The 25,615-nt window shown below is 73.7% G+C and carries 21 protein-coding genes; 2 read left to right on the top strand and 19 right to left on the bottom strand.

All coding sequences use genetic code 11. The annotated features are described in order from the left end of the window. Window positions 1–7: 7 nt before the first annotated feature. From LG396_RS26195 to LG396_RS26165, 7 genes are all read right to left on the bottom strand, one after another. Entirely contained in the window at window positions 8–1,612 is a 1,605-nt protein-coding gene (locus LG396_RS26195; protein ID WP_037751105.1) for an alkaline phosphatase D family protein, read from the bottom strand. A gap of 117 nt (window positions 1,613–1,729) precedes the next feature. Further along, window positions 1,730–2,350 carry a GTP-binding protein gene (locus LG396_RS26190; protein ID WP_026276505.1) on the bottom strand — a complete coding sequence of 207 codons (621 nt, stop codon included), beginning with the start codon at window positions 2,348–2,350 and terminating at the stop codon, window positions 1,730–1,732. Further along, window positions 2,331–2,684 carry a DUF742 domain-containing protein gene (locus LG396_RS26185; RefSeq protein ID WP_018838690.1) on the bottom strand — a complete coding sequence of 118 codons (354 nt, stop codon included), beginning with the start codon at window positions 2,682–2,684 and terminating at the stop codon, window positions 2,331–2,333. Before LG396_RS26185 ends, LG396_RS26190 begins: the two co-directional genes overlap by 20 nt. Then, window positions 2,681–3,067 (bottom strand): roadblock/LC7 domain-containing protein, encoded by a 387-nt coding sequence (locus LG396_RS26180; RefSeq protein ID WP_018838691.1) that lies wholly within the window; start codon window positions 3,065–3,067, stop codon window positions 2,681–2,683. Before LG396_RS26180 ends, LG396_RS26185 begins: the two co-directional genes overlap by 4 nt. Window positions 3,068–3,086: 19 nt before the next feature. After that, complete coding sequence (locus tag LG396_RS26175; RefSeq protein WP_037751107.1) at window positions 3,087–4,772, bottom strand: sensor histidine kinase; 1,686 nt, start codon at window positions 4,770–4,772, stop codon at window positions 3,087–3,089. Between the two features lie 166 nt (window positions 4,773–4,938). Next, window positions 4,939–5,598 (bottom strand): phosphoribosyltransferase, encoded by a 660-nt coding sequence (locus tag LG396_RS26170; RefSeq protein WP_225796627.1) that lies wholly within the window; start codon window positions 5,596–5,598, stop codon window positions 4,939–4,941. 127 nt (window positions 5,599–5,725) lie between these two features. Further along, a complete protein-coding gene (locus LG396_RS26165) occupies window positions 5,726–7,843 on the bottom strand; it encodes an alpha-galactosidase (RefSeq protein ID WP_225796626.1) in 2,118 nt (705 codons plus the stop codon). 115 nt (window positions 7,844–7,958) lie between these two features. Between LG396_RS26165 and LG396_RS26160 the strand changes: the two genes are divergently transcribed. After that, window positions 7,959–8,750 (top strand): tyrosine-protein phosphatase, encoded by a 792-nt coding sequence (locus tag LG396_RS26160; RefSeq protein WP_225796625.1) that lies wholly within the window; start codon window positions 7,959–7,961, stop codon window positions 8,748–8,750. Between the two features lie 53 nt (window positions 8,751–8,803). Here the strand turns inward: LG396_RS26160 and LG396_RS26155 are convergent, their stop codons facing one another. The 10 genes from LG396_RS26155 to LG396_RS26110 form a co-directional block, all read right to left on the bottom strand. After that, entirely contained in the window at window positions 8,804–10,183 is a 1,380-nt protein-coding gene (locus tag LG396_RS26155) for an aspartate aminotransferase family protein (RefSeq protein ID WP_100301790.1), read from the bottom strand. After that, window positions 10,180–12,093: a 1-deoxy-D-xylulose-5-phosphate synthase gene (gene dxs, locus LG396_RS26150; protein WP_037751117.1), complete on the bottom strand. Its 1,914-nt coding sequence runs from the start codon at window positions 12,091–12,093 to the stop codon at window positions 10,180–10,182. Before dxs ends, LG396_RS26155 begins: the two co-directional genes overlap by 4 nt. A 1-nt stretch (window position 12,094) precedes the next feature. Next, window positions 12,095–13,147, bottom strand: a complete 1,053-nt coding sequence (gene hpnH, locus LG396_RS26145) for an adenosyl-hopene transferase HpnH (protein ID WP_018838698.1) — start codon at window positions 13,145–13,147, stop codon at window positions 12,095–12,097. Beyond that, complete coding sequence (locus tag LG396_RS26140; RefSeq protein WP_225796624.1) at window positions 13,147–13,812, bottom strand: phosphorylase family protein; 666 nt, start codon at window positions 13,810–13,812, stop codon at window positions 13,147–13,149. The genes hpnH and LG396_RS26140 overlap by 1 nt, the downstream gene beginning before the upstream one ends. Then, on the bottom strand, window positions 13,812–15,845 hold the full coding sequence (shc, locus tag LG396_RS26135; RefSeq protein ID WP_225796623.1) for a squalene--hopene cyclase: 2,034 nt from the start codon (window positions 15,843–15,845) through the stop codon (window positions 13,812–13,814). The genes LG396_RS26140 and shc overlap by 1 nt, the downstream gene beginning before the upstream one ends. Window positions 15,846–15,894: 49 nt before the next feature. After that, on the bottom strand, window positions 15,895–16,989 hold the full coding sequence (locus LG396_RS26130; RefSeq protein ID WP_037751121.1) for a polyprenyl synthetase family protein: 1,095 nt from the start codon (window positions 16,987–16,989) through the stop codon (window positions 15,895–15,897). A gap of 20 nt (window positions 16,990–17,009) precedes the next feature. Next, window positions 17,010–18,455, bottom strand: a complete 1,446-nt coding sequence (hpnE, locus tag LG396_RS26125) for a hydroxysqualene dehydroxylase HpnE (protein WP_225796622.1) — start codon at window positions 18,453–18,455, stop codon at window positions 17,010–17,012. A gap of 216 nt (window positions 18,456–18,671) precedes the next feature. Beyond that, window positions 18,672–19,607, bottom strand: a complete 936-nt coding sequence (gene hpnD / locus LG396_RS26120; protein ID WP_018843790.1) for a presqualene diphosphate synthase HpnD — start codon at window positions 19,605–19,607, stop codon at window positions 18,672–18,674. Between the two features lie 7 nt (window positions 19,608–19,614). Then, the gene (gene hpnC / locus LG396_RS26115; protein WP_225796621.1) at window positions 19,615–20,502 is read right to left on the bottom strand and encodes a squalene synthase HpnC; all 888 of its coding nucleotides are present in this window, start codon (window positions 20,500–20,502) and stop codon (window positions 19,615–19,617) included. A gap of 322 nt (window positions 20,503–20,824) precedes the next feature. Then, window positions 20,825–21,484 (bottom strand): TetR/AcrR family transcriptional regulator, encoded by a 660-nt coding sequence (locus tag LG396_RS26110; protein WP_018838705.1) that lies wholly within the window; start codon window positions 21,482–21,484, stop codon window positions 20,825–20,827. A gap of 84 nt (window positions 21,485–21,568) precedes the next feature. Between LG396_RS26110 and LG396_RS26105 the strand changes: the two genes are divergently transcribed. Beyond that, window positions 21,569–23,782, top strand: coding sequence for an MMPL family transporter (locus LG396_RS26105; protein ID WP_225796620.1), 2,214 nt, complete (start codon window positions 21,569–21,571; stop codon window positions 23,780–23,782). A gap of 67 nt (window positions 23,783–23,849) precedes the next feature. On the opposite strand, the gene LG396_RS26100 is transcribed toward LG396_RS26105, so the two are convergent. Then, window positions 23,850–24,662 (bottom strand): ABC transporter ATP-binding protein, encoded by an 813-nt coding sequence (locus tag LG396_RS26100; protein WP_018838707.1) that lies wholly within the window; start codon window positions 24,660–24,662, stop codon window positions 23,850–23,852. After that, a complete protein-coding gene (locus LG396_RS26095) occupies window positions 24,649–25,557 on the bottom strand; it encodes an ABC transporter permease (protein WP_018838708.1) in 909 nt (302 codons plus the stop codon). The genes LG396_RS26100 and LG396_RS26095 overlap by 14 nt, the downstream gene beginning before the upstream one ends. Between the last annotated feature and the right edge of the window lie 58 nt (window positions 25,558–25,615).

Here is a 25,615-nt window from a genome sequence, read left to right as displayed (position 1 = left end):
GCGCGGATCAGGGCCGCGGGACGCCCGGCTGCTCCACCTCCTGTATGCCGGGGCGGCCCGCCGCCACGTGGACGCGGGCGCGGGTGGCGACGGCGGCCCCGGGGCTGGTGACGTGGGAGACGACGCGGTAGTCGGTGCGCCAGCTCTCGCGGGTCACCTCGCAGACGCCGTAGCCGCGCTGGACGTTGTGGAACTTCATGTGCGGGTTCTCCTGGAGCCAGACCCGGCCCCACTCGTCCTGATCCGAGCCGTTGCCGCCCGAGCTGATGGAGGTCCCGAGGAACTCGACGCCGACGGTGGCCGAGGCGGGGTCGTCGAAGTCGTGCTTGAGGTCGGCGGCCACGCTGCGGTGGGCGTCGCCGGTGACGACGACGAAGTTGCCGATGCCGCGCTTCTCCACGCCGTCGAAGAGGCGCTGCCGCGCGGCGGCGTAGCCGTCCCAGGTGTCCATGCCGAACGCCTGCTCGATGCCCTCGGCGGAGTCGCCCTGCATGGTCATGATCTGGTTGGCCATCACGTCCCAGGTGGTGCGCGACCGGGTGAGCCCGTCGAGCAGCCACGCCTCCTGGTCGGCGCCGAGCATGGTGCGCTCGGGGTCGAGGCGCTCGTCGCAGTCGAACTGCCGCCCGTCGCCGCACGCCTGGTTGTCGCGGAACTGGCGGGTGTCGACGACGTGGAACTGGGCGAGCGTGCCGTAGGGCAGCCGGCGGTAGAGCTGCATGTGCGGGCCCGCGGGCAGGGAGGAGCGGCGCAGCGGCAGGTTCTCGTAGTACGCCTGGAAGGCGGCGGCGCGCCGGGCCGCGAACTCGGCGCCGCCGACGTCGTCGCCGTCGAGGCCGTCGGCCCAGTTGTTGTCGACCTCGTGGTCGTCGAGCACCACGATCCACGGGTGGGCGGCATGTTCGGCCTGGAGGTCGGGGTCCAGCTTGTACTGGCCGTAGCGCACCCGGTAGTCGGAGAGCGAGTGGAGTTCGCCGGCGGGCAGGTGGCCGCGGCCGATGGTGCCCTGGGCGCCGCCCTCGTAGATGTAGTCGCCGAGGTGGACGACGACGTCGACGTCCTCCTCGGCGAGGTGGTGCAGCGCGGTGAAGTGGCCGTCCGGGTAGTTCTGGCAGCTGACGAAGGCGAAGGCCATCGAGGCGATGGCGGCGTCCGCGGCGGGCGCGGTCCTCGTGCGCCCGGTGGCGCTGACGTGCCGGCCGACGCGGAAGCGGTACCAGTACTCCCGGTCCGGCTCCAGCCCCCGGACCTCGGCGTGCACCGAGTGGCCCAGCTCGGGCACGGCCTGCTCGACCCCCGAGCGCCGGACCCGGCGGAACCACGGGTCCTCGGCGACCTGCCACCGCACGGGCACCCGGTACCCGGGCATTCCGCCCCGGCCGTCGGCCGCCAGCGGGTCGGGCGCGAGCCGGGTCCACAGCACGACACCGTCCGGCGCCGGGTCGCCGGAGGCGACGCCGAGGGCGAACGGGTCGCCGCGGAAGCGGGGTTCGGCCCACGCGGGCGCGGCGGACAGGGCGGCGACGGGCAGCGCGGCGGCCAGGGTCACCCCGGACGCGAGCGCGAGGAAACGGCGGCGGCTGAAACCCGGGGTGCTGGTGAAGCGGGACAAGGGGCCTCCCAGTGAGCGGTGCCTGAGTCCTGAGCGACGCGTGGGGGGCCGCCCCAACATAGGGGCGTACGGGCACAGTTGAAACCTCTTGCGGCTACCTCGGGGCCCGATCGGGCGTCAGGACGCCTCCGTGGTCAGGGCGATGGAGTGCAGGAACCGCACCAGGGACTTCAGGACGCTGCGGGAGGAGTCCCGGTCGCGCGCGTCGCAGGTGATGAGCGGCACGTGCTCGGGCAGGTCGAGCGCGGAACGTATCTCCTCCAGGGAGTGGTACGGGGCGTCCGGGAACCGGTTGACGGCGACGAGGAACGGCACCGCGCCCTCCTCCAGCCGGCCCAGCACGTCGAAGCAGGCTTCGAGCCGCCGGGTGTCGACCAGGACGACGGCTCCGAGCGCGCCCTCGAAGAGGCCCTGCCACAGGAACCAGAAGCGCTGCTGGCCGGGCGCGCCGAACAGGTAGAGCACCATCCGCTCGTTGAGGCTGATCCGGCCGAAGTCCATGGCGACGGTCGTCTCGCTCTTGTCCGGGACGCCGGCGAGGTGGTCCACGCCCTCGCCGGCCCGGGTCATCGTCTCCTCGGTCGTCATCGGCTCGATCTCGCTGACCGCGCCGACCATGGTCGTCTTCCCGACGCCGAACCCGCCCACGACCACGACCTTGACCGACGTCGTGGCCGACGCCGGCAGGAGGTCCTCGCTGCGCGGACCCACGACTGCGTCAAAGCTGTTCGAGTCCATCCATTACTTCCTCGAGGAGTCGCAGGTCTGCCACGGGCGGCACGGAGGAGCGGATCTCGACCGCACCCTCCGCCATCAGGTCCGCGACGAGCACCGCCACCGCGCTGAAGGGCAGGCGCAGATAGGCGGTCAGCTCGGCGACGGACAGCGGCGCACGGCACAACCGGACGATGGCCGCGCGCTCGGGCTGCATCCCGGGCGCCGGCTGCGCCCGGGATATGACGAGGGTGACCAGGTCGAGTGCGCCCTGGGCGGCGGTTCCGCTGCGTCCGCCGGTGATGACGTAGAGCCGTTCGGGACCGTCGTCGTGCCACTCGTGGTCCGCTTGGTTCATATGGCCTGTCCGTCGCTCCGCGGTGGGCTTGTCAGGTGTGCCCCGATGCGTGCCACGAGATCGCGCATGCGCTGGCCCATCAGGCCCGCGTCGACTCCTTCGTCGGCCGCGACCGCCAGATACGCGCCGGCGCCCGCGGCCATGAGATAGAAGAAGCCGCCGCTGACCTCGATGACCAGCATCCGCATCTTGCCGTTGCTGTCCGGGAACACGCTCGCGATCGACTTCGCCAGGCTCTGCAGCCCGGCGCAGGCGGCGGCGAGCCGGTCGGCCGTGTCCGGCTCGGTGCCGTGCTGTGCCATCCGCAGCCCGTCGGAGGACAGGACCACGACGTGCCGGGTCTCGGGGACGCTCTCGGCCAGATCCCGGAGCATCCAGTCCATGTCCGCTCGCTGCGCCACGTCAGTTCTCCTCGCCCGATGATGGATTGGCCGGTTCCGCTGCTCCGCCGCCCGGCCCGCGGTGGGCGGGGCCTTCCGGGGCCGTCGCCCCGGGCGCCCCGGCCGTGCCGGGGGCGGGCGCGTCCGGCTCTTTCGGCTCCGCCGCGTCGTCCGCACCCCCGGTCTGCGGCTCGCCCTCCAGGCCGCGGGTGAAGTCCCCGAGCCACAGGCCCGGTTCGACGCCGCGGCCCTCCGCGGCGCCGTTCTCGGTTCCGGCCGGGTACGCGGTGGCCGTACGCCGTCCGGACGCCTGCTTGCCGGCCGCCGGGGCGGCGGGCGGCGCGACCGGGGCCCGGCGGCGGCGCTGCGGCAGGCTGCCGGCGGTCTGCTCGGCGTGCGCGGGCGGCGACGGCTGGGGGCCCGCCTGCCGGGTGGGCGGCACCCGGTCCCGGCTGCGCGTGAGGCCCGCGCGCGCGTCGGCGCTGCCCTCGATCCCGGCCGGCGGCGGGGGGGTGCGCAGCGGCCGCGGCCCGGAGGTGGCGCCGATGCCGTGGGCGGTGCCGGTGGCCGGCGTGGTGGTGAGCAGGACCTGGGGCACGACGAGCACCGCGCGTACGCCGCCGTACGCGGACGGGCGCAGCGAGACGCGGAAGTCGTAGGTCTGCGCCAGCCGGCCGACGACCGCGAGCCCGAGCCGCGGGGTCTCGCCGAGGTCGTTGAGGTCGATGCCGGCCTGCGCCTCGGCGAGCATGCGCTCCGCGCGCTCGCGCGCCTCCTCGCTGAGGCCCACGCCGCCGTCCTCGATCTCGATGGCGACGCCCGACTGCACCTCCGTGGCGGACAGGTGGACCTTGGCGTGCGGCGGCGAGTACCGGGTGGCGTTGTCGAGGAGTTCGGCGACGGCGTGGATCAGCGGCTCGACGGCCGAGCCGACGACGGCGACCTCGGCCACCGGGTGCAGTTCGACGCGCTGGTAGTCGATGATCCGGGACATGCCGCCGCGCAGCACGCTGTAGAGCGCGATGGCCTTGCCCCACTGGCGGCCCGGCCGGTCGCCGCCGAGCACGGCGATGCTGTCGGCCAGCCGGCCGACCAGCGCGGTGCCGTGGTCGAGCTTGAGCAGGTCGGCGAAGAACTCGTGCCGGCTGCCGTGCCGGTCCTCCATCTCCCGCAGGCTGCGCGCCTGCTGGTGGATGATGGCCTGCACCCGGCGGGCGATGTTGACGAAGCCGCGCTCTGCGGAGACGCGCAGGTCCTCGGCGTTCTGCACCGCTTCGACGACGGAGCGCAGCGCGGCCGCGTGGGCGGCGCGCACCTGCGGGGTCAGCGACTTCTCCGCCTCTATGTCGGCGAGCACGTCCTCTGCGTACTCGCCCTGCTGCAGCCGCGCGACGGCCTGCGGCAGCAGGCCCGCGAGCCGCACCATCTCGGCTTCCTGGGCGGCGAGCCGGCGCTCCCACGCGGCCTGGTGGTCCGCCTGCCCGGCGTACCGCTCGCTGGCGGCGCGCCCGCGGCGCTCGGCCGCGGCGGTGGCGACGGCGACCACGAGGGCGGCCACGACGCCGCATACGGCGACGGGCGTGCGCGCGTCCGCGGAGACGAGCGGCAGCGCGATGGCCGTGCTCACGACCACGACGGCGGTGGGTATCAGCCACCAGCGGACGAATTCCGTCCGCCGGCCGCCGGAGGCGGGTCCCGCTGGATCCATGAGCATCCTCAGGGTCGAACGACTGTGTGATGCCGAGCGATCACGCTGAGCATCGCAAGCAGCTTAGTGGGCTCCGCTTGCCGCTGGCATAGGTTCTCAGCATGTCCAACCAACGGCTGTTTCACGTTAGTTGACGGGCATTCAGCAGGCTGGTTCCGACCGCTTTTCAGCCAGTTCCGAGCAGTTCGAGCACGTCGGCATCCGTCAGCTGCTCGAAGTCGTCGTACCAGAGTCCGACCGCGCCGAAGTCCCCCGGCGCGTACAGGCACGTCACGTCGTCCGCCTCGCTCCGTACCGCCCTGAGCCCCTCCGCCGCCGCCACGGGCACGGCCAGGGTGAGCCGGGCGGGCCCCGCCGTCCGGGCCGCGCGCAGCGCCGCGCGGGCGGTCGCGCCGGTGGCGAGCCCGTCGTCCACGACGACGGCCCAGCGCCCGGCGAGCGCGGGCGCCGGGCGGCCGCCGCGGTAGACCGCGGCGCGGCGGCGCAGCTCGGCGCGCTCCCGCTCGGCGGTGGCCGCGAGGTCGGCCTCGGTGAGCCCGGCGCCGGCGAGGGCGTCGGGGTCGTAGAGCGGCGGGGCGTCGCCCGCCACCGCGCCGAGGCCGTACTCGGGGTGGTGCGGGTGGCCGATCTTGCGGACGAGCAGCACGTCGAGCGGGGCGCCGAGGGCGCGGGCGACCTCGTACGCGACGGGCACGCCGCCGCGCGGCAGCGCGAGCACCACGGCCGCGGGCGCGGAGCCGGCGGCCGGCGAGCCGGCCGCGGGGCTACCGTCCCGCAGCCGCCGGGCGAGCGCGCGGCCCGCCTCCGTACGGTCGTGGAAGCGCATGGTCCCGCTCCGTCGGGGTCGGTCCCCCCGGTCACGTCACATTGTGCGACGGTCCGCGCGAAGGCGCATCCCGCGCGGGCACGCGTGCGGTCCGTGGCGTACGGCTCCGGCGGCCCCTGGAGGGCCGTCAGCGGCGCCGCAGGTGCACCACCGTGGCGTCGAGGTCGCCGTGCAGCCCCGTGCGCAGCCCCCGGTGCGCGAGCACCGCTCCCCGCAGCACCTCGCCCGGCTCGCCGCCGGCCAGCACCTCGTACTCCGCGGCGGTGTCGAGCGCCGCGAGGCGCAGCGGCGGCAGCGACTCGTTGTAGCGCTGCGCCTGCAGCCAGGCGAGGACGACGACCTCGTCGGCCCGCTCGGGGTCGTCGCCGAGGACGTACTGCACCGCGGAGAGGCCCTCCTGCGGCTCCCGCAGCCGGTAGAGCCGGCCGAGCTGCACGGCGGGGCGGATCCGCTTGTACAGCTCCACCCAGCGCCCGGCCTCGGCCAGTTCCTCGCCGCTCCACCGCGCGAGGTCGCCGCCGACGCCGAGCACGCCGGCCATGGCGCTGACGAAGCGGTAGCGCAGGCTGCTGACGCGGTCCTGCATCTGTTCGTTGGGGCTGTCGGTGACCCAGGCGGCCGTGACCCGGGCGGGGTGGATCTGGCCGATGCCGTGCTGGATGGGCAGCCGGTCGAGCGGGTCGGTGTTGTCGGAGGTCCACACCTGGTCCGTGCGGGACAGGATGCCGAGGTCGATCCGGCCGCCGCCGCCCGAGCAGGACTCGAAGGCGACGTGCGGGTGCGCGGCGCGCAGCCGGTCCAGCAGGCCGTACAGCCCCTGCACGTGCGGGAGCGAGGGGTCGGTGTGCGCGCCCGGCTCGGTCAGGGAGCGGTTGAAGTCCCACTTGACGTAGTCGATGGGCGCGGAGCGCAGCAGCTCGTCGAGCTGCTCCCACAGGTACGTCCTGACCTCGGGCCGGCCGAGGTCCAGCACGAGCTGGTGGCGGAACTCCGTGCGCCGGCGGTCCGGCCGGTGGTGGACCCAGTCGGGGTGGGCGCGGTAGAGGTCGCTGTCGGGGTTGACCATCTCCGGCTCGACCCAGATGCCGAAGTGCATGCCGAGGCCGTGGACTTCGTCGGCGAGGGGCTTGAGCCCCTCGGGGAAGCGGTCGGGGTTGGGCGTCCAGTCGCCGAGCCCCGCCTTCGCGTGCGTACGGGCGCCGAACCAGCCGTCGTCGACGACGAAGAGCTCCACCCCCATGGAAGCGGCCCGCCGCGCCAGCTCGCGCTGGTGGTCGAGTTCGACGTCGAACTTGGTGGCCTCCCACGAGTTGTAGAGGACGGGCCGGGGGGTGTGCGCGTCCGGTACGACGTGCGCGAGCTGCCAGGCGTGCCAGGCGCGGGACGCGGCGCCGAAGCCGCCGCCGGTGTAGAGGCCGGCGAAGACGGGCGCCGTGTACGACTCGCCGGGCGCGAGCCGGACGAGCCCCGAGTCGTCGTGCCCGGCGCCGCCGACGGCCTGGACGACGCCGTCGTCCAACTGCTGTACGGCGATGCGCCAGGACCCGGACCAGGCCAGCGCGCAGCCGTAGACCTCGCCGTGCTCCTCGCCCGCGGTGCCGTCGTCGAGGGCGACCCAGGGCAGGTGGCGGTGCGAGGTGTGGCCGCGGCGGCTGCCGATGACGGTCTCGCCGGGCGTCAGCTCGGCGCGCGCGAGCAGGCTCTCGGCGGCCCAGCGGCCGTGCAGGTGGGAGAGGCGGCGGCGGTCGGCGCGCGGCAGGGTCCAGGCCGCGGAGTCGAGCCGCAGCAGGTCGAGCGCGGGGTCGCCGGGGCCGCCCTCGTGGACGGCGGTGGCCCAGCGCTCCAGCACGTCGGAGCCGGCGCGCATGCGGTAGTGCAGGGTGACGCCGAGGCGGTGGACGGGGTCGCGGAAGGTGAGCCGCAGCACCTCGTCGTCGGTCTCGGCGCCGCGGAACTCCCACTCGCTGCCGCGCCCGCCGCCGCCGTCCGCGGCCCGGACGGACAGCGCCGGCCGCACGAAGCGGGGGCCGCCCTCGACGGGGTACTCCTCGCGGCCGTCGAGGCGCGATTCGAAGGAGCGGAAGCGTTGCGGCGGTTCCGCGGCCAGCGCCTCGGCGTCGGCGAGCGCGAGCCGCGGACCCCAGTGGAGGTGCAGCAACTCGTCGTGCCGGGTCAGCCGCAGGGCGTAGCTGCTGTGCTCACCCGACAACAGCCAGATGCGACCGTTCCCACCGACCTCGACCATCTCATCTCCCATAACTCAACAGAGATACACAACATCGCAGCCGGGGGGATCCTTGTCCAGCGTGCGTTTGTCGTACTGTCGAAGGGCCGTGCCCTCCCGACGTTACGGAGCCTCGATGACGCAGACGACCGAGCCGGAGCTGACCGGTGTCCGCAACTTCCGCGACATCGGCGGGCTGCCCGCCGCCGGCGGCGGGCAGACGCGGTCCGGCCTGCTCTATCGCAGCGGCCACCTGGCCCACGCCACCGCCGAGGACGCCGCCTTCCTCGGCTCGCTCGGCCTGCACACGGTCTTCGACTTCCGCAACGCCGCCGACATCCGCCTCGACGGCCCCGACATCGACCTGCCGGGCGTACGGAACGTCAACGTGCCGCTCAACGACCCGGCCGAGGGCAAGGAGTTCTGGAAGCTGGTCCGCGACGGCGACATACCGACGCTCCGCTCGCTGCTCGGCGACGGCCAGGCGGCGGCCCGTATGGAGGACTCGTACCGGGACATGATCCTCAACCGCAACGCGGAGCACTCCCGGGTCCTGCACTCGCTGGCCGACGGCGGCACGCCCGCCCTGCTCCACTGCGCCGCCGGCAAGGACCGGGCCGGGCTGACGATCGCGCTCGCGCTGCTGGCCGTGGGCGTCGAGCGGGAGGCGATCGAGGCGGACTACCTGGAGTCCAACGCGCAGCACCGGCGCTACCGGGTCCAGCGCGGCGAGGGGGCGCAGGGCGGTACGTCGCCGGAGGTGATGGAGCTGCTCAGCCCGCTGTTCGACGCGCGGGCGAGCTACCTCGGCGCGGCCTTCGCCACGATCGCCGAACGCTGGGGCACCGTCGAGCGCTACCTGCGCGAGGCGCTGGAGCTGGGCGATGCGACCCGCGACCGGCTGCGCGCCCACCTGCTGACCGCCTGAGACCGGCGGCGGCCGGCCGCCGCCCGCACGAGGGGGCCGCCGGCCGCCGCCGGTCAGCGGCCGGACACCGCCTGCTTGGCCAGCGTGCGGCCGAACTCCCAGATCAGCCCGCCGCCCGCGTGCGCCTCGTCCATCACCGACGTGAACGCGTCCAGGAACCGCCGCACCTCCGGCTCCCCGATCACCAGCGGCGGCAGCAGCTTGATGACCTCCTGCCGGTCGCCGGAGACCTGGGTGAGGATGCGGTGGCGCTGCAGCAGGGGCACCACGATCAGCTGCGCGAACAGCCCCTTGCGGGCGGCCTGGAGCAGCGTCCAGCGCCCGCGGAGCTTCAGCGACGCCGGCTTGCCGAACTCGATGCCGACCATCAGCCCGCGCCCGCGCACGTCGTGCAGCAGTTCGTACCGGTCGATCAGCCCGGCCAGCTTGCCGCGCAGCAGGTCCCCGGTGTGCCGGGCGTTCTCGACGAGCCGCCGGTCCTCCAGGACGTGCAGGGTGGCCAGCCCGGCGGCCATCGCGGGCGCGTTGGTGCCGAAGCTCGCCGAGTGCACCAGCACGCGGTCCATGGACGAGTAGACCTTCTTGAAGATCCAGTCGCGGCCGAGGGTGGCGCCGACGGGCACGTACCCCCCGGACAGCGCCTTGGCCAGGCACACGAGGTCGGGCTCGACGCCCTCCTCGTGCTCGTACGCGAAGAACTCCCCGGTGCGCCCCATGCCCGTCTGCACCTCGTCCGCGACGAGCAGCCCGCCGTGCTTGTGGAGCAGTTCCTGTGCCGCGCGCAGGTATCCGGGCGGCGGCGCGTGCACGCCCTTGCCCTGGATCGGCTCGACGACGAGCGCCGCGACGTCCCCGGCGCGCACCTCCCGCTCCAGCGCGTCGAGGTCGCCCAGCGGGACCGCGGTGTCCGGCAGCAGCGGGGCGAAGCCGTCGCGGAAGGCCGCGACGCCGTTGACGGACAGCGAACCGGTGGTCAGCCCGTGGAACGCCTGGTCGCAGTAGAGGACGCGCGGCTTGCCGGTCGCGTAGCGGGCGAACTTCAGCGCGGTCTCGACGGCCTCCGTTCCGCTGTTGGAGAAGAACACCCGGTCCAGGTGCGGCGCGTGGGCCAGCAGCTTCTCCGCCAGCAGCCCGGGCAGCGGCTGGCAGTCGAAGCGGGTGAGGTCGGCGAGGTCCAGGTCGAGCACGTCGTGCAGGGCCTTGCGGACGACCGGGTCGTTGCGGCCCAGTCCCATGACGCCGAAGCCGGCGAGGAGGTCCAGGTAGTCCCGGCCCTCCTCGTCGTAGAAGTACGCGCCCTCGCCGCGCACGTACGTCTTGTCGAAGCCCAGCGTGTGCAGCATCCGCGGCAGCTGGTGGTTGAGGTACCGGGCGTGCAGGTCGTAGCGCTCTCCCCCGCGCTCGGCCAGCAGCGCCCCGATGTCGAAGCTCATCGGGTGCTTTCTTCCCTCGCTCTGGTACGGGCCGGCTCCCCGCTCCGGGCGGCGGGCACCCCGCCGACGGCGGCGGCGATCCGGGCCGGGGTCAGCCCTGCCTCCTGGAGCACCTCGGCCCGCTTGCCGTGCGGCAGGAACTCCCCCGGCAGGCCGAACGTCCGCAAGGGTACGTCGACTTCGGCGTCCCGCAGCGCCCGCGCGACGGCGGCGCCCACGCCGGAGCCGACGCTGTTGTCCTCCACCACGGCGGCGACGCGGAACCGGTCCGCCAGCGGCGGCAGCTGCCCGTCGACGGGCTTGACCCAGCGCGGGTCGACGACGGTGCAGCCCAGCCCCCGTGCGGCGAGCAGCTCCGCGGCCTCCAGCGCGACGGGCGCCATGGCGCCGACACCGACGAGGAGCACGTCCTCGCGCTCGTCGCGGCGCAGCACGTCCATGCCGCCGATGCGCGCGATCGCGGGTATGGCCCCGGACACCGTGCCGCGGGGGAAGCGGACGACGGTCGGCGCGTCGTCGACGGCGACGGCCTCGCGCAGCTGGGCGCGGAGCTGGTCGGCGTCGCGCGGTGCGGCGATCCGCAGCCCGGGGACGACCTGCAGGATCGACATGTCCCACATGCCGTGGTGCGAGGCCCCGTCCGGGCCGGTGACCCCGGCCCGGTCGAGCACGAACGTCACCCCGCAGCGGTGCAGCGCGACGTCCATCAGCACCTGGTCGAACGCCCGGTTCAGGAACGTGGCGTAGACCGCGACGACGGGGTGCAGCCCGCCGGTCGCCAGGCCCGCGGCGGACACCGCGGCGTGCTGCTCGGCGATGCCGACGTCCCAGGTCCGCCCGGGGTACGCGGCGGCGAACGCGGCGAGCCCGGTGGGGTGGAGCATCGCGGCGGTGATCGCCACCACGTCCTCGCGCTCGGCGCCGATGCGTACCAGCTCGTCGGAGAAGACCGACGTCCACGACGGCGCGCCGGGGGGCGCCACCGGCTCGCAGGTGAACGGGTCCATGACGCCGACGGTGTGGAAGTGGTCGGCCTCGTCGTCCAGCGCGGGCTGGTAACCGCGGCCCTTCTCGGTCAGGCAGTGCACGAGGACCGGCCCGTGGAACCGCTTGGCGCGGCGCAGCGCGGACTCGACGGCGGCGGTGTCGTGCCCGTCGACGGGGCCGACGTACTTCAGCCCCAGGTCCTCGAACATGCCCTGCGGCGCGAAGGCGTCCTTGAAGCCCTTCTTCGCGCCGTGCAGCGAGTCGTACAGCGGCTTGCCCACCACCGGCGTGCGGTCGAGCAGGTCCTTGCCCCAGGACAGGAAGCGCTCGTAGCCGTCGGTGGTGCGCAGGGTCGCCAGGTGGTCGGCGAGGCCGCCGATGGTGGGCGAGTAGGAGCGCTCGTTGTCGTTGACGACGATGACCAGCGGGCGGTCCCGGGCGGCGGCGATGTTGTTGAGCGCCTCCCAGGCCATGCCGCCGGTCAGCGCGCCGTCGCCGATGACCGCGACGACGTGGTCGCCGCTGCCGCGCAGCTCATTGGCCTTGGCCAGGCCGTCGGCCCAGCCCAGGACGGTGGAGGCGTGGCTGTTCTCGATGACGTCGTGCTCGGACTCGGCCCGCGACGGGTAGCCGGACAGGCCGCCCTTGCCGCGCAGCCCGGCGAAGTCCTGCCGCCCGGTGAGGAGTTTGTGCACGTACGACTGGTGGCCGGTGTCCCACAGGATGCGGTCGGCCGGCGAGTCGAAGACCCGGTGCAGCGCCATCGTCAGCTCGACGACGCCGAGGTTGGGGCCGAGGTGGCCGCCGGTGCGGGCGACGGCGTGGATGAGGAACTCGCGGATCTCCCCCGCCAGTTCGTCCAGCCGCTCCGGCGGGAGCGCCTTCAGGTCGCCGGGACCGGCGATGCTCTCCAGGAGCGACATCTCATTCCCCTTCCCCGCGCGCACCGCCTCGGACGCGGTTGCCGCCGACGGTCTCCCGCGCTGCCCGCAGGGATTCCTTCAGCGAGGAAGTGGTGGCGAGGATGGAGGTGGGCTCGTAGCCGCAGTGGGCCATGCAGTTGGCGCACCGGGGGTCGCGGCCGCGGCCGTACTTGTCCCAGTCGGTGTCCTCGACCAGCTCCCGGTACGTCGGCACGTAGCCGTCGCTCATCAGGTAGCAGGGACGCTGCCAGCCGAAGAGCGAGTAGTTGGGGATGGCCCAGGCCGTGCACGGGAAGTCGACCTTGCCCTCCAGGAAGTCGAGGAACAGCGGGCTGTGGTTGAGCCTCCAGCGCTTGCGGTTGCCGCCGGCGAACGCCTTCTTGAACAGCTCGCGAGTCTGCTCGACGCCGAGGAAGTGCTCCTGGTCGGGCGCCTTCTCGTACGCGTACGCGGGCGAGATCATCATCTCGTCCACCTTGAGGTCGTCGTTGAGGAAGTCGAGGACCTCGACGACGGTCTGCGGGGTGTCGGTGTTGAAGAAGGTCGAGTTCGTGGTGACGCGGAACCCGCGCGCCTTGGCCTCCTTCATCGCCGCCACGGCCTCGTCGAAGACGCCTTCCTTGGCGACGGACTCGTCGTGCCGCTCGCGCAGCCCGTCGATGTGCACGGCGAACGCGAAGTACGGCGAGGGCTCGAACTTGTCGAGCTTCTTGCGCAGCAGCATCGCGTTGGTGCACAGGAAGACGAACTTCTTGCGGGCGACGAGCTGCCGCACGATCTCGTCGATCTGCGGGTGCATCAGCGGCTCGCCGCCCGCGATCGAGACCATCGGCGCGCCCGACTCCAGCACGGCGCCGACCGCCTGGGCCACCGGCATGCGCTGCTTGAGCACGCCCGCGGGATGCTGGATCTTTCCGCAGCCTTCGCACTTGAGGTTGCACGCGAAGAGTGGTTCCAGCTCCACGATCAACGGGAACTTCTCCCGCCGCTTGATCGTCCGCTGCGAGAAGAGATAGCTGGCAACCTTGAGCGACTGTCGCAGTGGCATGGCCATCAGGTTCGCCTCCTGGGGATCATCACATGACGGTGCCATTCGAAAAACGCAGGAAGAACTGAGCTGAGCACGCGGTACGCGGTGATGCCACCGCGCAGCGTTCCGAAACGGACGAGTTCATGCTCGGGCGCGTCGACGACCACCCGGACGGCGGCCACCGGCCGGGCCCCGGAGGTCGCCGCGGCCGTGCGCAAGGTGGCGGCGGACTCCATGTCGACGGCGACCGCCCCGCGCTCACGCAGCCGGGTGCGGCCGGCCGCGCCGCGTACGACGTGGTCGGTGCCCAGCAGCAGCCCGGTGTGCACCCGGGCGTCGAGGAGCGCGAGGGCGTCGAGCAGCGGCCCGTTGTCCGGGCAGCCGGTGGTCCCGGCGTCCTCGCCGTCGGCCCGTACGGCGTCGGCGACGACGACGTCGCCGGGGCGCATGTCCGGCAGCAGCCCGGCGCAGAACCCGGCGGCGATCACGGGCGCGGCCCGGTACGGGTCCTCCGCGAGCCGGCGGGCCACGGCCCGCTCGGCACGCTCGGGGCCCATGCCCGTACGCAGCACGTCGACCGGACCCGCGTCCCCGGCCGCGCTCGCGGCGCGGCCGGTGCCCGCGGCCAGCGCCCGGCGCTCGATACCGAGCGCGCAGACGACGAGCAGCGGTGCGGGGGCGTCGGGCATCAGGCCTCCCGGCCGTCACCGGCGGCCGGCGTCAGGCCGGCTGCCGCGGACAGGTAGCGGCCCAGCGCGGTCAGCGGGAAGACCATCCGGTACAGGTGGTAGTTGATGGAGAAGTCCCAGGGGAAGCCGGTGCCGGTGAACTGCGGCTCGTCCCAGGACCCGTCGGGCAGCTGGGTGCGGGCCAGCCAGGCCACGCCGCGCTCGACGGCCGCGCTGTCGTGCTCGCCGGCGGCCAGCAGCGCGAGCAGCGCCCAGCCGGTCTGCGAGGCGGTGGAGTCGCCGCGGGCGATCCACTCGGGGTCGGGGTAGGAACGCAGGTCCTCGCCCCAGCCGCCGTCGTCGTTCTGCACCCTCTCCAGCCAGGCCACGGCCCGGCGGATCGCCGGGTGCGACGCGGGCAGCCCGGCGGCGACGAGCGCGGGCACCGCGGAGCCCGTGCCGTACACGTAGTTGACGCCCCAGCGGCCGAACCAGCCGCCGGCCGCCTCCTGCTCGGCGAGCAGCCAGGCCACGCCGCGGCGGGCGTGCGGGTCGTCGCCGAGCTTCTCGCCGGCCAGCATCTCCACCACGTGCGCGGTGACGTCTGCCGACGGCGGGTCGATGACCTCGCCGAAGTCGCAGAACGGCAGCTTGTTGGGGAGGGCCGAGGTGTTGTCCGCGTCGAACGCGCCCCAGGCGCCGTTCTTCGACTGCATGCCCGCCAGCCAGCGCACCGCGCGCTCCACGGCGGCGTCGACGCGCGCCTGGTCGGGATGGGCGACGCGGCGCAGGGCGAGGACGACCTCGGCGGTGTCGTCGGTGTCGGGGTAGTTGTCGTTGTGGAACTCGAAGGCCCAGCCGCCGGGGGCGAGTCCGGGGCGGCGCACCGCCCAGTCACCGGTGGCCAGCACCTGTTCCGCGAGCATCCAGTCGGCGGCCTTGACGAGCTGGGGGTGGTCGGCGGGCACGCCGGCGTCGGCAAGCGCGATGGTCGCCAGACACGTGTCCCAGACCGGGGACTGGCAGGCCTCGATCATCCGGACCGGGCCGTCGTCGCGCGTGTCTCCCGTGTCACTCGCGCCGTCGGTGTCCGCGTCCGGCCTCTCCGTGCCGTCGGTCCAGACCGCGAAGCGGTCCAGCGACTCCAGACCGGCTTTGAGCACCGGGTGGTCGAGGTCGTAGCCGAGGAGGTGCAGCGCCATCACCGAGTAGACCGCGGGCGGCTGGATACCGCCCCAGCAGCCGTCGCTCTCCTGGCGCTCGATGATCCAGCGGGCGCAGCTGCGCAGCGCCGCCTTGCGCAGCGGGCGGAGCGCGACCTTGCGGTACGCGTGCAGCGCCCGGTCCAGCCGCTGGAAGAGGCCGTCCCAGGTCGCCGGCGACGCCTGCTTCCGGGGCGGGTTGGGCACGGCGGGGTCGGTGTGCAGCTCGTCGAGGGCGAACGGGGCGGGGTGCACGGGGCGCTTGGCGGAGACGACGGTCAGCGGCACGACCGTCTGCCGGGCCCAGCAGCCGAAGTCGTAGATGTTCAGCGGGAACCAGGAGGGCAGGTAGATCAGCTCGGGCGGCAGCTCGGGCAGGTCCTCCCAGCGCCACCACCCGAACAGCGCGAGCCAGATGCGGGTGAAGACGCGGCTTTCCGCGATGCCGCCGTGCGCGCGCACCCAGGCGGCGGCCCGCGCCATGTGCTCCTCGTCCGGCGCGTCGCCGGCGAGCCGGAGCGCGACGTACGCCTCGACGGTCGCCGAGAGGTCGCCGGGGCCGCCGTGGAACGTCGCCCAGGCGCCGTCCGTGTCCTGCCGGCCGCGGACGAAGCGCGCGGCGGCGCGGGTGGTGTGCTCGTCCCGTACGCCGAGGAACTCGCGCAGCAGCAGGTCCTCGGCGTCCATGGTGACGTTGGTCTCCAGGTCGCCCTTCCACCAGCCCTCGACGTCCTGCCGGCCGAGCAGGTTGGCGCTCGCCCGCTCGACCGCCTGCCTCGCGGCCAGTAAGGCAGCCGCCGCCCCTGCGGGGGCGGTGTCGGTTGCGTTGCCGCCATCGGCAGTGGCTTTCATGCACACCCCTTTCGAAGGGACGTCCGGACGCGGGGCCCGGGCGTCGGTGTCAGTGCCGGCGTACGACGACGAAGTCGGCGAGTGCGACGAACCGTTCGCGGATGTCGTCGGGCATCTTCACCCCGTCCAGCGAAGCGAGAGCGCTCTCGTGCTGCCTCTGTGCCTCCTCCTGAGTCCACCGACGTCCGCCGGCTTCTTCGATCAACGCGGCCCGGGCCGCGAATTCTTCCTCGTCGAAGTCGTTTTCCGCATGGGTATTTCGGTCATCGGCGTGTTTGGCGTCGGCCGCGAGCGTCTTCGCCAACTCGGCCGAGGCGGGGCCGCCGGCGGCGAGCGCCGCGCACACCGGCAGGGACTTCTTGCGCTGGCGCAGGTCGCTCCAGGTCTGCTTGCCGGTGACGGCGGGCTCGCCCCAGATGCCGAGCACGTCGTCCACGGCCTGGAAGGCCAGGCCGAGATGGAGGCCGTAGCGCTCCAGGGCGTCGGCGGCGTCGTCGGCCGCGCCGCCGAGCACGGCGCCGACGGAGCAGGCGCACGCGAGCAGTGCCCCGGTCTTGTTGCCCTCCATCTCCAGGCACTCGGCGACGGTGACGCTCTCGCGGTGCTCGTACGAGATGTCCTGCGCCTGGCCGTCGATGAGCTTGCGGGTGGCGGTGCTCAGCCGGCGGGCGGCGCGCGCCGCCTCGGGCGTTTCGAGGTCGAGCAGCAGTTCGCAGGCGAGCGCGAAGAGGGCGTCGCCGACGAGGATGGCCTGCGCGGGGCCGTGCACCTTCCACACGGTGTCGCGGTGGCGGCGCTGCTCGTCGCCGTCCATCAGGTCGTCGTGCAGGAGGGAGAAGTTGTGGACCAGTTCCACCGCGACGGCGCCGGGGACCCCGGTCTCCGCGGAGGCGCCGGCGGCCTCGGCGGCGAGCAGCGAGAGGAGGGGGCGTACGGCCTTGCCGCTGTCTCCGTCCGCCGGGTTGCCCTGCGCGTCGATCCAGCCGAAGTGGTAGGCCGCGACGGTGTCCATGGGGGGTACGAGCCGGTCGACGACGGTACGCAGCACGGGGTTGGTCAGCTCCCGGGCGTGGTCCAGCAAGGCCAGGACTTCGGCGGCGCCGGGGGTGGCCGCGGTGTCGGTGTCCGGTTCTGGACGGGGCACGTTCTCTCCTCGGATGGATCTCAAACTGCTTCCAGCAGGTTCCGCGGCACTTCTCGACCCAGGCCACCGAGGGTCTCGCGGACCGCAGCGAGGCCGCTGAGGACGGCGCTCTCCATGGTCGCGGGCCAGCCGGTGGCGGTCCACGCGCCCGCGAGTGCGAGGCCGGGTGCGTGCGTCCGGGAACCCGGGCGCAGCCGGCCGACGCCCGGTGCCGGGGCGAAGGTCGCGGTGCGCTCGCGGGTGACGAAGAAGTCGCGTACCCCGGCGCCGCGGGCGTCGGGCAGCAGCTTCGCCAGTTCGGGGAGGTAACGCTCGCGCAGCTCGCCGACGGGCCGCTCGATGTCGTCCTGCGCGGCGGACTGGGAGACCGCCACGTACTGGCAGCCCCGGCCCCCGGGGGTGTCGGCGAGGCCGGAGGTGTCCGTGCGGTCGAAGATCCACTGCACGGGGGTGCCGATCGCGGCGACGAACGGGGAGTGCAGCACCCGCCGGTCGTACACGACATGGAGGTTGAGGATGGGCGCGGTGCCGATCTGCAGCAGCCGGTCCTTGTGGTCGATCGCACCGGCCGGCAGCAGCCCGTGCGCCTCGCGCTGCGGTACGGCGAGGACCACGGCGTCGGCGTCCAGCGTCGTGCCCGGGGCGCCGGTCCGCTCGGATCCGGTCGCGACGTCGACCTGCCAGCCGCCGGCGGGGGCGCGGCGCAGCTCGGTGGCGCGGGCGCGCAGCATGATGCGGGCGCCGGTCCGCTCCAGCCGGCGGCGGGGCAGCGTGTCGTGCAGTTCGCCGAGCGGCACGCGGGCCCAGCCGATGTCGGCGGCGCCGCGCTCGGTGAGCAGCCCGGTCTTGAACACCATCGCGGCCAGCCCGAGGGAGACCTCCGGCGCGAAGGAGTTGAGGGTGGCGACGCCGACCATGTCCCACAGCGCCGAGACGGCGCGCGGCGACTGCCCGTGCCGGTGCAGCCAGCTGGCGAAGTCCACGCCGTCCAGGGCGGGGTCGGCGGGGTCGAGCCGGCGCATCGCCAGGGCGGCCCGGCCCACGCTCGCGCGCTCGGCGAGCGACAGGTGCGGGTAGCGGGCGAGGCCGGCGGCGAGGTGCAGCGGCACCGGCAGGTCGGTGCGGCCGAGCCGTCCCGCACGCGGGCCCGCGCCCCGGCGGGCCGGCGCCGAGGCGTCCAGCACGCGCACGTCCAGGCGCTCCTGCAGCGGGGCGAGCCCGCTGCCGCCGACCTCGTCGAGGAACCAGCGGTACGCGGTGCAGCAACGCAGGTAGACGTGCTGGCCGTTGTCGACGGAGAGGTCGCCGCGGCGGAACGAGAAGGCGAGCCCGCCCAGGCGCGGGCGGCCTTCCAGGAGCGTGACGTCGACGCCGGCGTCGGCGAGTCCCATCGCGGCGGTCATTCCGGCCAGCCCGCCGCCGACCACGACGGCCCGCGGCCGTCTTTCCGGGCCGGGGTCAGCCATCACCGGCCACCTCCCCACACCCGAATCGCCACCCACTATGTCTGGCCCGCCGCACCGTGCGGCACACCTTGCCCGACCGTGGCGCACGCCCCTGCGCCCCGTGCGCCGCGGCGCACGCCGAAGGCGCCTCCGGGCGCTCCCGGTCCGTCCCGCGCGCCGTGTTTACGGGGCCGCCGTGCCGTACGTGCGGCAGGGCCGCGGCGGCGGGCGCCGGGGTCACCGGGACCTCCGGCTCGCCTGCCGGGCGTCGACGCCGACCAGGCCGCGGACCGCGACGTACGCCTTCTCCCGGCCAGGCAGCGACACCCGGCCGCGCAGCACGGCCTCGGGGTCGGCGGCGATCCGCTCCAGCAGCCGGTGGTAGATCCCGGCCATCGCCGCCACGCAGGCGCCGCTGCGCCGGTCGAGCATGGGCAGCAGCCGGTAGCCGTCGGCGAAGAGGGCGCGGGCGCGGCGCACCTCGAACTGCACCAGCCCGGGGAAGTCCGAGCCGGGGGGTGCCGTGTCGCCGTGGAAGCCCGCGGAGCAGCCGAACTTGGCCAGGTCGACCGCCGGCAGGTAGCTGCGGCCCTCGGCGGCGTCCTCGCGCAGGTCCCGCAGGATGTTCGTCAGCTGCAGCGCGAGCCCGAGCGTGTCGGCGTAGCCGGGGGCGCGCTCGGAGTGCCGGGCGCCGGGCACGGTGCCGAACACGCCCAGGGAGAGGCGTCCGATGGCGCCGGCCACGCAGCGGCAGTAGTCCTTGAGGTCCTCCCAGGTCTCGTACTCCTGGCCGCGCACGTCCGCGAGGACGCCGTCGATCAGCTCGTCGAGCCCGCCCAGCGGGATCGGGAACCGGCGCGCGGCGTGGGCGAGCGCCACGGCGACCGGGTCGGTGTCGTCCTCGGCCACCTCGCCGGCCCGGATGCGGTCGAGCTGGCGCCGGGTGTCCGCCAGCCGGGTGCGCTTGGTCTCGGGTGGCAGATCGCCGTCGCCGATGTCGTCCACCCGGCGCGAGAACGCGTAGAGCGCGGACATCGCCAGCCGCTTGTCGTACGGCAGGAGTCTGATGCCGTACGCGAAGTTCCGGGCCTGCCGGCCGGTGACGGCCTCGCAGTACCGGTACGCGGTGAGCACCTGTGCGGATGCGTAGGCCGCGCGCGACGGTGTCGTCACGAAGCGGTCACCCCTCTCGTCGCAGGGTCGACCCCACCTCGCGCAGCAGCCTGCGGCGAGTGGGCTTCGGGGGTCCGGGGAGCACGTCGTGCCCGGCGGCGGCGACGGCGGCGAGCGCCGCGCGCCCGCCGGCCACGAAGCCGGCGAGCAGGAGCCGCAGCCGTCCGCGCACGCTGGCGACGAGGGGCGTGCCCTCGTCGAGGAGCCGCGCGGCGCGGTCGGCCTCGTACCGGATCAGGGCGCGCACCGGCTCGCCGGCGCGGGGGCGGGCGAGGTCCGCTTCGGTGACACCGAAGCGGCGCATGTCCTCGGCCGGGAGGTAGATGCGGTCCCGGCCGAGGTCCTCGGCCACGTCCTGGATGTGCTCGACGATCTGCAGAGCGGTGCAGATCGCGTCCGAACGCCGGATGCGCTCGGGACTCTCGGTGCCGGTCACGGCGAGGACGAGCCGGCCGACCGGGTTGGCGGACAGCTCGCAGTAGCCCTCCAGCTCGGCGTACGTCTCGTAGCGCCGGATCTTCTGGTCCTGCCGGTTGGCCTGGAGCAGGCCGTGGAACGGCTGCGGGGACAGCCGGTGGCGGCGGACGGTGGGCTGCAGCCGGCGCAGCAGGGGGTGGCCGGGCGCGGCGCCGGGGGTGAAGACCCGCTCCAGGTCGGCTTCGAGCGCGTCGAGGAGGGCGAGGGGGTCGTCGGCACCGAGGCCGAGCGCGGCGGCGTCGGCGCCGCCGGGGGCGAGGTCGCCGTCGCCGATGTCGTCGACGAGCCGGGCGTAGCCGTAGAGCGCCATGAGGTCGGTGCGCCAGGCACGGGGCAGGAAGAACGGGGCCACGGGGAAGTTCTCGTCGGCGGCCTGGCCGAGTACGGCGCGCGACGGGGCGTCGTCGGCCGGGGTCACCGGCGACTGCCCTGGGCCGCCGCCCCCGGGGCGCAGACGGCGGGGGCGCCTTCGAGCTGGGGTTTCGTCTTCGCCATAGCCGTCACGACTCCCGTTCTACACCGCGTACCCAGATGTGCCCATTCCGGACACGCCGCCGCCGGCGTCGTGACCCCGAGCAGGTCCGGGGCGACCCCCAAGCTCCCTTATCGCCCACATGCCGCCAAACAGCACCGGTCCAGCGTACGCCGTACAGGACGAAGACGCGGCATGCGGTGGTCACCTCAATTCGCGGGCTCCCGGGGAAGCGCGAAACGCCGTCGTGCGCAAGGGGTTTGGCGGGTCACACGGTGAGTCCGTCCAAGATCGTGGTGAGCGTGCGGGTGACGATCGCGTCCCGCTGCGGGGGCGGCACCTCGTGCAGCGGCCCGTCGAGGATCAGCATGGCGAGCCCGTGCACCGAGGACCAGGCGGCGAACTCGGCGCCCGTCCGCGAGCCCGGCCGCATCGCACCCGCGGCGTCGATGGCATCCATGGCGCCGACGAGCAGCCGGAAGGAGCGGGCGTCGCCGGGGCGCAGCTCGGCGGCGCCGCCCTCGTGGGTCCACTTCTCCCGGTCGGGTCCGACCCGGCAGAAGGCCGTGCGGTACATGCCCTGTTCGGTCACGGCGAAGCGGACGTAGCCGAAGCCCAGGGCCATCAGCCGGGCCTTGGCGGCTGCGGCCGGATCGCCGCCGGGGGGCGGCTCGGTCTCGGCGATCGCCTCCTCCATGGAGTCCGCCAGCCGCCGCTGCCCCTCGTCCTTGACGGCCTGGAGCAGATCGGCCTGGTTGGCGAAGTGCCGGTACGCGGCCGTCGGCGACACGCCGACGCGCCGGGCCGCCTCGCGCAGCACGACCGCCTCGGGCCCGCCGCCGCGGGCCAGCTCCGACGCCGCGTCGACCAGCGCGTTACGCAGGTCGCCGTGGTGGTATCCGGCCTTCCCGCCCCTGCCCTCGCTCATAGCCGCATCATGCCTCATGTTGACAGTATTAACATCACCTGCAAGGGTCAATGTTAACGCCATAAACATGGGAAGGGGAGCACCGTGCTGACACGCATTGCGGAGCTCGTACTGCGCAGGACCCGGCTCGTGCTCACACTCGCCGCCGTCGCGGTCGTCGCCATGGCGGCGCTCGGCTTCGGGGCCTTCGGCAAGCTCAGCGCCGGCGGCTTCAGCGATCCGGGGTCGCCGTCGAGCAGGGCGCAGGAGGTGGTCGAGGAAAGATTCGGGGGCGATACGAACCTGGTCCTGCTCGTCTCCGCCGAGTCCGGGGGGCTCGGCGGGGACGCGGCCCGCGAGCGGGGGCTGGAGGTGACCGAAGGGCTGCGCGCGGAGTCCGCGGTCGGCAGCGTGATGTCGTACTGGGACCGCGGCGGCGCAGGGCTGACGTCGAAGGACGGGAGCCAGGCCCTCGTCCTCGCGCACGTCGAAGGCGGCGACGAGAAGGAGGCCGACCACGCCAGGGCGCTGACCGACGAGTACACCGGCACCCGCGACGGCGTCACCGTGCGGGCCGGCGGCGGGGCCGCGGTGAGCAACGACGTCTCCACCCAGGTCGCCGCCGACCTGGCGCTGGCCGAGGCGATCGCCGTACCCGTCACCCTCGTGCTGCTGGTCCTCGCCTTCGGCAGCGTCGTCGCGGCGCTGCTGCCGCTGGCCATCGGCCTGGTCGCCGTCTTCGGCACGTTCGCCGAGCTGTGGGTGCTGGGCAGCCTCACCGACGTCTCGGTCTTCTCGGTCAACCTCACCATCGCGCTGGGCCTCGGCCTCGGCATCGACTACGGGCTGCTGCTGGTCAGCCGGTTCCGCGAGCAGCTGGCCGCGGGCGACGAGGTACCGGCGGCCGTGCGGCGCACGGTGGCGACCGCGGGCCGTACGATCGCGTTCTCCTCCGCCACGATCGTCGCGGCGCTCGCCGCGCTGCTGGTCTTCCCGCAGTACTTCCTGCGCTCCTTCGCGTACGCCGGTATCGGCGTCGTGGCCATCGCCGCGGTCAGCGCGCTGGTGATCGTCCCCGCCCTGCTCGCCGTCCTCGGCCACCGCGTCAACCGCGGCCGGATCCCCGGCGCCCGGGCCATGCGGCGCACCGACGCGCCGCTGTGGGGCCGCATCGCCGCCGCCGTCATGCGCCGGCCGGCGCTCACCGCGCTGCCCGTGCTCGGCGTGCTGCTCCTGGCCGCCTCCCCGCTGCTGGGCGTCAGCTACGGCACCCCGGACGAGCGGGTGCTGCCGGAGAGCGCGCAGAGCCGCCAGGTGGCCACCGCGCTGCGCGCGGACTTCGCCGTGGACGACAGCACGGCCGTCGACGTCGTCACCACCGGCGCCGTCACCGGGCCCGACCTCACCGCGTACGCCACCGAGCTGTCCCGGCTGGACGGCGTCGCCCGGGTCGACGCGAGCAACGGCACGTACGCGGACGGCGCGACCGGCCCCGCCCGCCCGGGCGCCGCCGCGCTCGGGCGGCCCGACGCCCAGCGGCTGACGGTCTCCGTCGAGCCCGCGCCCAAGTCGGCCGCGGCGCAGCAACTGGTCGGGGACGTACGCGCGGTGCCCGCCCCCGGCGGGGTCGAGACCCTCGTCGGCGGCACCGACGCGGAGCTGGTCGACGCCAAGGACAGCATCGGCAGCCGGCTGCCGCTGGCGATCGGGATGGTCCTGGTCACCACCTTCGTGCTGCTGTTCCTCTTCACCGGCAGCGTCGTCCAGCCGCTGCGGGCGGTCCTCCTGAACGCCGTCAGCCTGGCCGCGGCCATGGGCGCGATGGTGTGGATCTTCCAGGACGGCCATCTGAGCGGGCTGCTGGGCTTCACGCCGCAGCCGATGGACACGGCGATGACCGTGCTGATGTTCTGCATCGCCTTCGGCCTGTCGATGGACTACGAGGTCTTCCTCACCAGCCGCATCAAGGAGCTGCACGACGCGGGCGCCGGCACCGCCGCCGCGGTCACCGACGGGCTGGCGCGGACCGGCCGGATCGTGACGATGGCCGCCGGGCTGCTGGCCGTCAGCTTCTTCGCCTTCGGCACCGGCGAGGTCAGCTTCCTGCAGATGTTCGGCCTGGGCAGCGGCCTGGCCATCCTCATCGACGCCGTCGCCGTGCGCGGCGTGCTGGTGCCGGCGGCGATGCGGCTGCTGGGCGAGCGCGCCTGGTACGCGCCGCGCTGGCTGCGCCGGGTGCACGGCCGCGTCGGGCTGAGCGAGGCCGGGCCCGGTCCCGCCGCGGCGCCCGGGCCGGACCGCACCCCGGCCGGGGTGTGAGGGCGCCAAACGCACGGCAAGGGCCCCGCCGCGGCGTGCGGCGGGGCCCTTCTGCGCGTACGCGCGGCTACCGCTTCGAGAACTCCTGATACTCCTTCAGCACGTCGTCCGTCGGCCCGTCCATCACCAACTCGCCCTTCTCCAGCCACAGCACCCGGTCGCAGGTGTCGCGGATGGACTTGTTGGTGTGGCTGACGAGGAACACCGTGCCGGCCTCCTTGCGCAGCTCGCGCAGCCGGGCCTCGGAGCGCTTGCGGAACCGCAGGTCGCCGGTGGCCAGGGCCTCGTCGATCATCAGCACCTCGTGGTCCTTGGCCGCGGCGATGGAGAACCGCAGCCGCGCCGCCATGCCGGAGGAGTACGTCCGCATGGGCAGGGTGATGAAGTCGCCCTTCTCGTTTATGCCGGAGAAGTCGACGATGCTCTGGTACCGGTCGCGGATCTGCTCGCGGGTCATGCCCATGGCCAGCCCCCCGAGCATCACGTTCCGCTCGCCCGTCAGGTCGTTCATCAGTGCCGCGTTGACGCCGAGGAGCGAGGGCTGTCCGTTGGTGTACACCGTGCCGCTGTGCGCGGGCAGCACGCCGGCGATGGCCTTCAGCAGCGTCGACTTGCCGGAGCCGTTGGAGCCGATCAGGCCGATCGCCTGGCCGCGGTACGCCGTGAAGCTCACCCCGCGCACCGCGTGCACCTCGCGCACCCGGTTGCTCCGCTCGCGGCGCAGGATCCGGGTCAGGGCGGCGGAGCCGCTGCCCTTGCCGCGGGCCCCGCCCAGCACCCGGTACACGATGTGCACGTCGTCCGCGATGACCGTCGGGACCCGCCCGTCGCCGGGCGTGTCGGTCTCGGCGCGGCTCGTCGGATGTTCAGCCACGGCCATATCGCTCCTCAGCTTTCCAGAAGAACACGAACCCGAACGCGCCGACCAGGACGGCCCAGCCCAGTGCCAGCAGCCAGACGAACGGGGGCAGGTTGCTGTCGGGGAAGTCGCCCATCAGGGCGTAGCGCATCAGGTCCATGTATACAGCGGCCGGGTTCATCGCCACCGTGTCGGCCACCCACGTGGGCGCGTTCGCCCGCTCCATCATGTGGTAGAGCGGGAACATCACGCCCGAGGCGTACATCCAGGTGCGCAGGATGAACGGCATGAGCTGGGCCAGGTCGGGCGTGTCGCTGCCGAGGCGGGCGAAGACCATCGCCAGCCCGGTGTTGAAGACGTACTGCAGCGCGAGGACCGGCACGACCAGCAGCCACGTCCACCGCGGGTAGAAGCCGAAGGACAGCAGGAACGCCACCATGACGATCATCGAGTAGAGCAGCTGCTGCAGTTGCTGCAGCGAGAACGAGATCGGCAGCGCCGCGCGGGGGAAGTGCAGGGCCCGCACCAGCCCGAGGTTGCCCGAGATCGAGCGCACCCCTGACATCACCGACTGCTGCGTGAACGTCCACACGAACACCCCGGTGACCAGGAACGGGATGTACTGGCCGGTCGTCATGTTGCCCCGGCCGCCCAGCAGCAGGCCGAAGATGAAGAAGAAGACCGTGGCGTTCAGCAGCGGTGTCAGCACCTGCCACAGCTGGCCCAGCTTCGCCTTGCTGTACTGCGCGGTGAGCTTGGCGCGCGAGAAGGTCATGATGAAGTGGCGGCGCGCCCAGAGCTGCCGCACGTATTCGGGCAGACCGGGGCGCGCGCCGCTCACCGAGAGGCCGTACTTGGCGGCCAGCTCGGCCGGGGACAGCCCGTCGTCGGGATGGCGCTTGGGCGGAGCGCCCACTGCCGTATCGCTCACAGTCGGTAACTTTCGTCCTCAGACACTCAACGGTACGAGCTTG

Source organism: Streptomyces aculeolatus (genome assembly GCF_020400605.1).
Lineage (GTDB): Bacteria > Actinomycetota > Actinomycetes > Streptomycetales > Streptomycetaceae > Streptomyces > Streptomyces aculeolatus.
The sequence above is the reverse complement of the archived record's forward strand: the minus strand, read 5'-3'. Positions and strand labels throughout refer to the sequence as shown.

What these genes read in the sequence shown, in the direction of transcription:
- LG396_RS26190 (WP_026276505.1), bottom strand. Translation starts at nt 2,350, where the DNA reads ATGGACTCGAACAGCTTTGACGCAGTCGTGGGTCCGCGCAGCGAGGAC.
- LG396_RS26185 (WP_018838690.1), bottom strand. Translation starts at nt 2,684, where the DNA reads ATGAACCAAGCGGACCACGAGTGGCACGACGACGGTCCCGAACGGCTC.
- LG396_RS26180 (WP_018838691.1), bottom strand. Translation starts at nt 3,067, where the DNA reads ATGGACTGGATGCTCCGGGATCTGGCCGAGAGCGTCCCCGAGACCCGG.
- LG396_RS26175 (WP_037751107.1), bottom strand. Translation starts at nt 4,772, where the DNA reads ATGGATCCAGCGGGACCCGCCTCCGGCGGCCGGCGGACGGAATTCGTC.
- LG396_RS26170 (WP_225796627.1), bottom strand. Translation starts at nt 5,598, where the DNA reads ATGCGCTTCCACGACCGTACGGAGGCGGGCCGCGCGCTCGCCCGGCGG.
- LG396_RS26165 (WP_225796626.1), bottom strand. Translation starts at nt 7,843, where the DNA reads ATGGTCGAGGTCGGTGGGAACGGTCGCATCTGGCTGTTGTCGGGTGAG.
- LG396_RS26160 (WP_225796625.1), top strand. Translation starts at nt 7,959, where the DNA reads ATGACGCAGACGACCGAGCCGGAGCTGACCGGTGTCCGCAACTTCCGC.
- LG396_RS26155 (WP_100301790.1), bottom strand. Translation starts at nt 10,183, where the DNA reads ATGAGCTTCGACATCGGGGCGCTGCTGGCCGAGCGCGGGGGAGAGCGC.
- dxs (WP_037751117.1), bottom strand. Translation starts at nt 12,093, where the DNA reads ATGTCGCTCCTGGAGAGCATCGCCGGTCCCGGCGACCTGAAGGCGCTC.
- hpnH (WP_018838698.1), bottom strand. Translation starts at nt 13,147, where the DNA reads ATGGCCATGCCACTGCGACAGTCGCTCAAGGTTGCCAGCTATCTCTTC.
- LG396_RS26140 (WP_225796624.1), bottom strand. Translation starts at nt 13,812, where the DNA reads ATGCCCGACGCCCCCGCACCGCTGCTCGTCGTCTGCGCGCTCGGTATC.
- shc (WP_225796623.1), bottom strand. Translation starts at nt 15,845, where the DNA reads ATGAAAGCCACTGCCGATGGCGGCAACGCAACCGACACCGCCCCCGCA.
- hpnE (WP_225796622.1), bottom strand. Translation starts at nt 18,455, where the DNA reads ATGGCTGACCCCGGCCCGGAAAGACGGCCGCGGGCCGTCGTGGTCGGC.
- LG396_RS26110 (WP_018838705.1), bottom strand. Translation starts at nt 21,484, where the DNA reads ATGAGCGAGGGCAGGGGCGGGAAGGCCGGATACCACCACGGCGACCTG.
- LG396_RS26100 (WP_018838707.1), bottom strand. Translation starts at nt 24,662, where the DNA reads ATGGCCGTGGCTGAACATCCGACGAGCCGCGCCGAGACCGACACGCCC.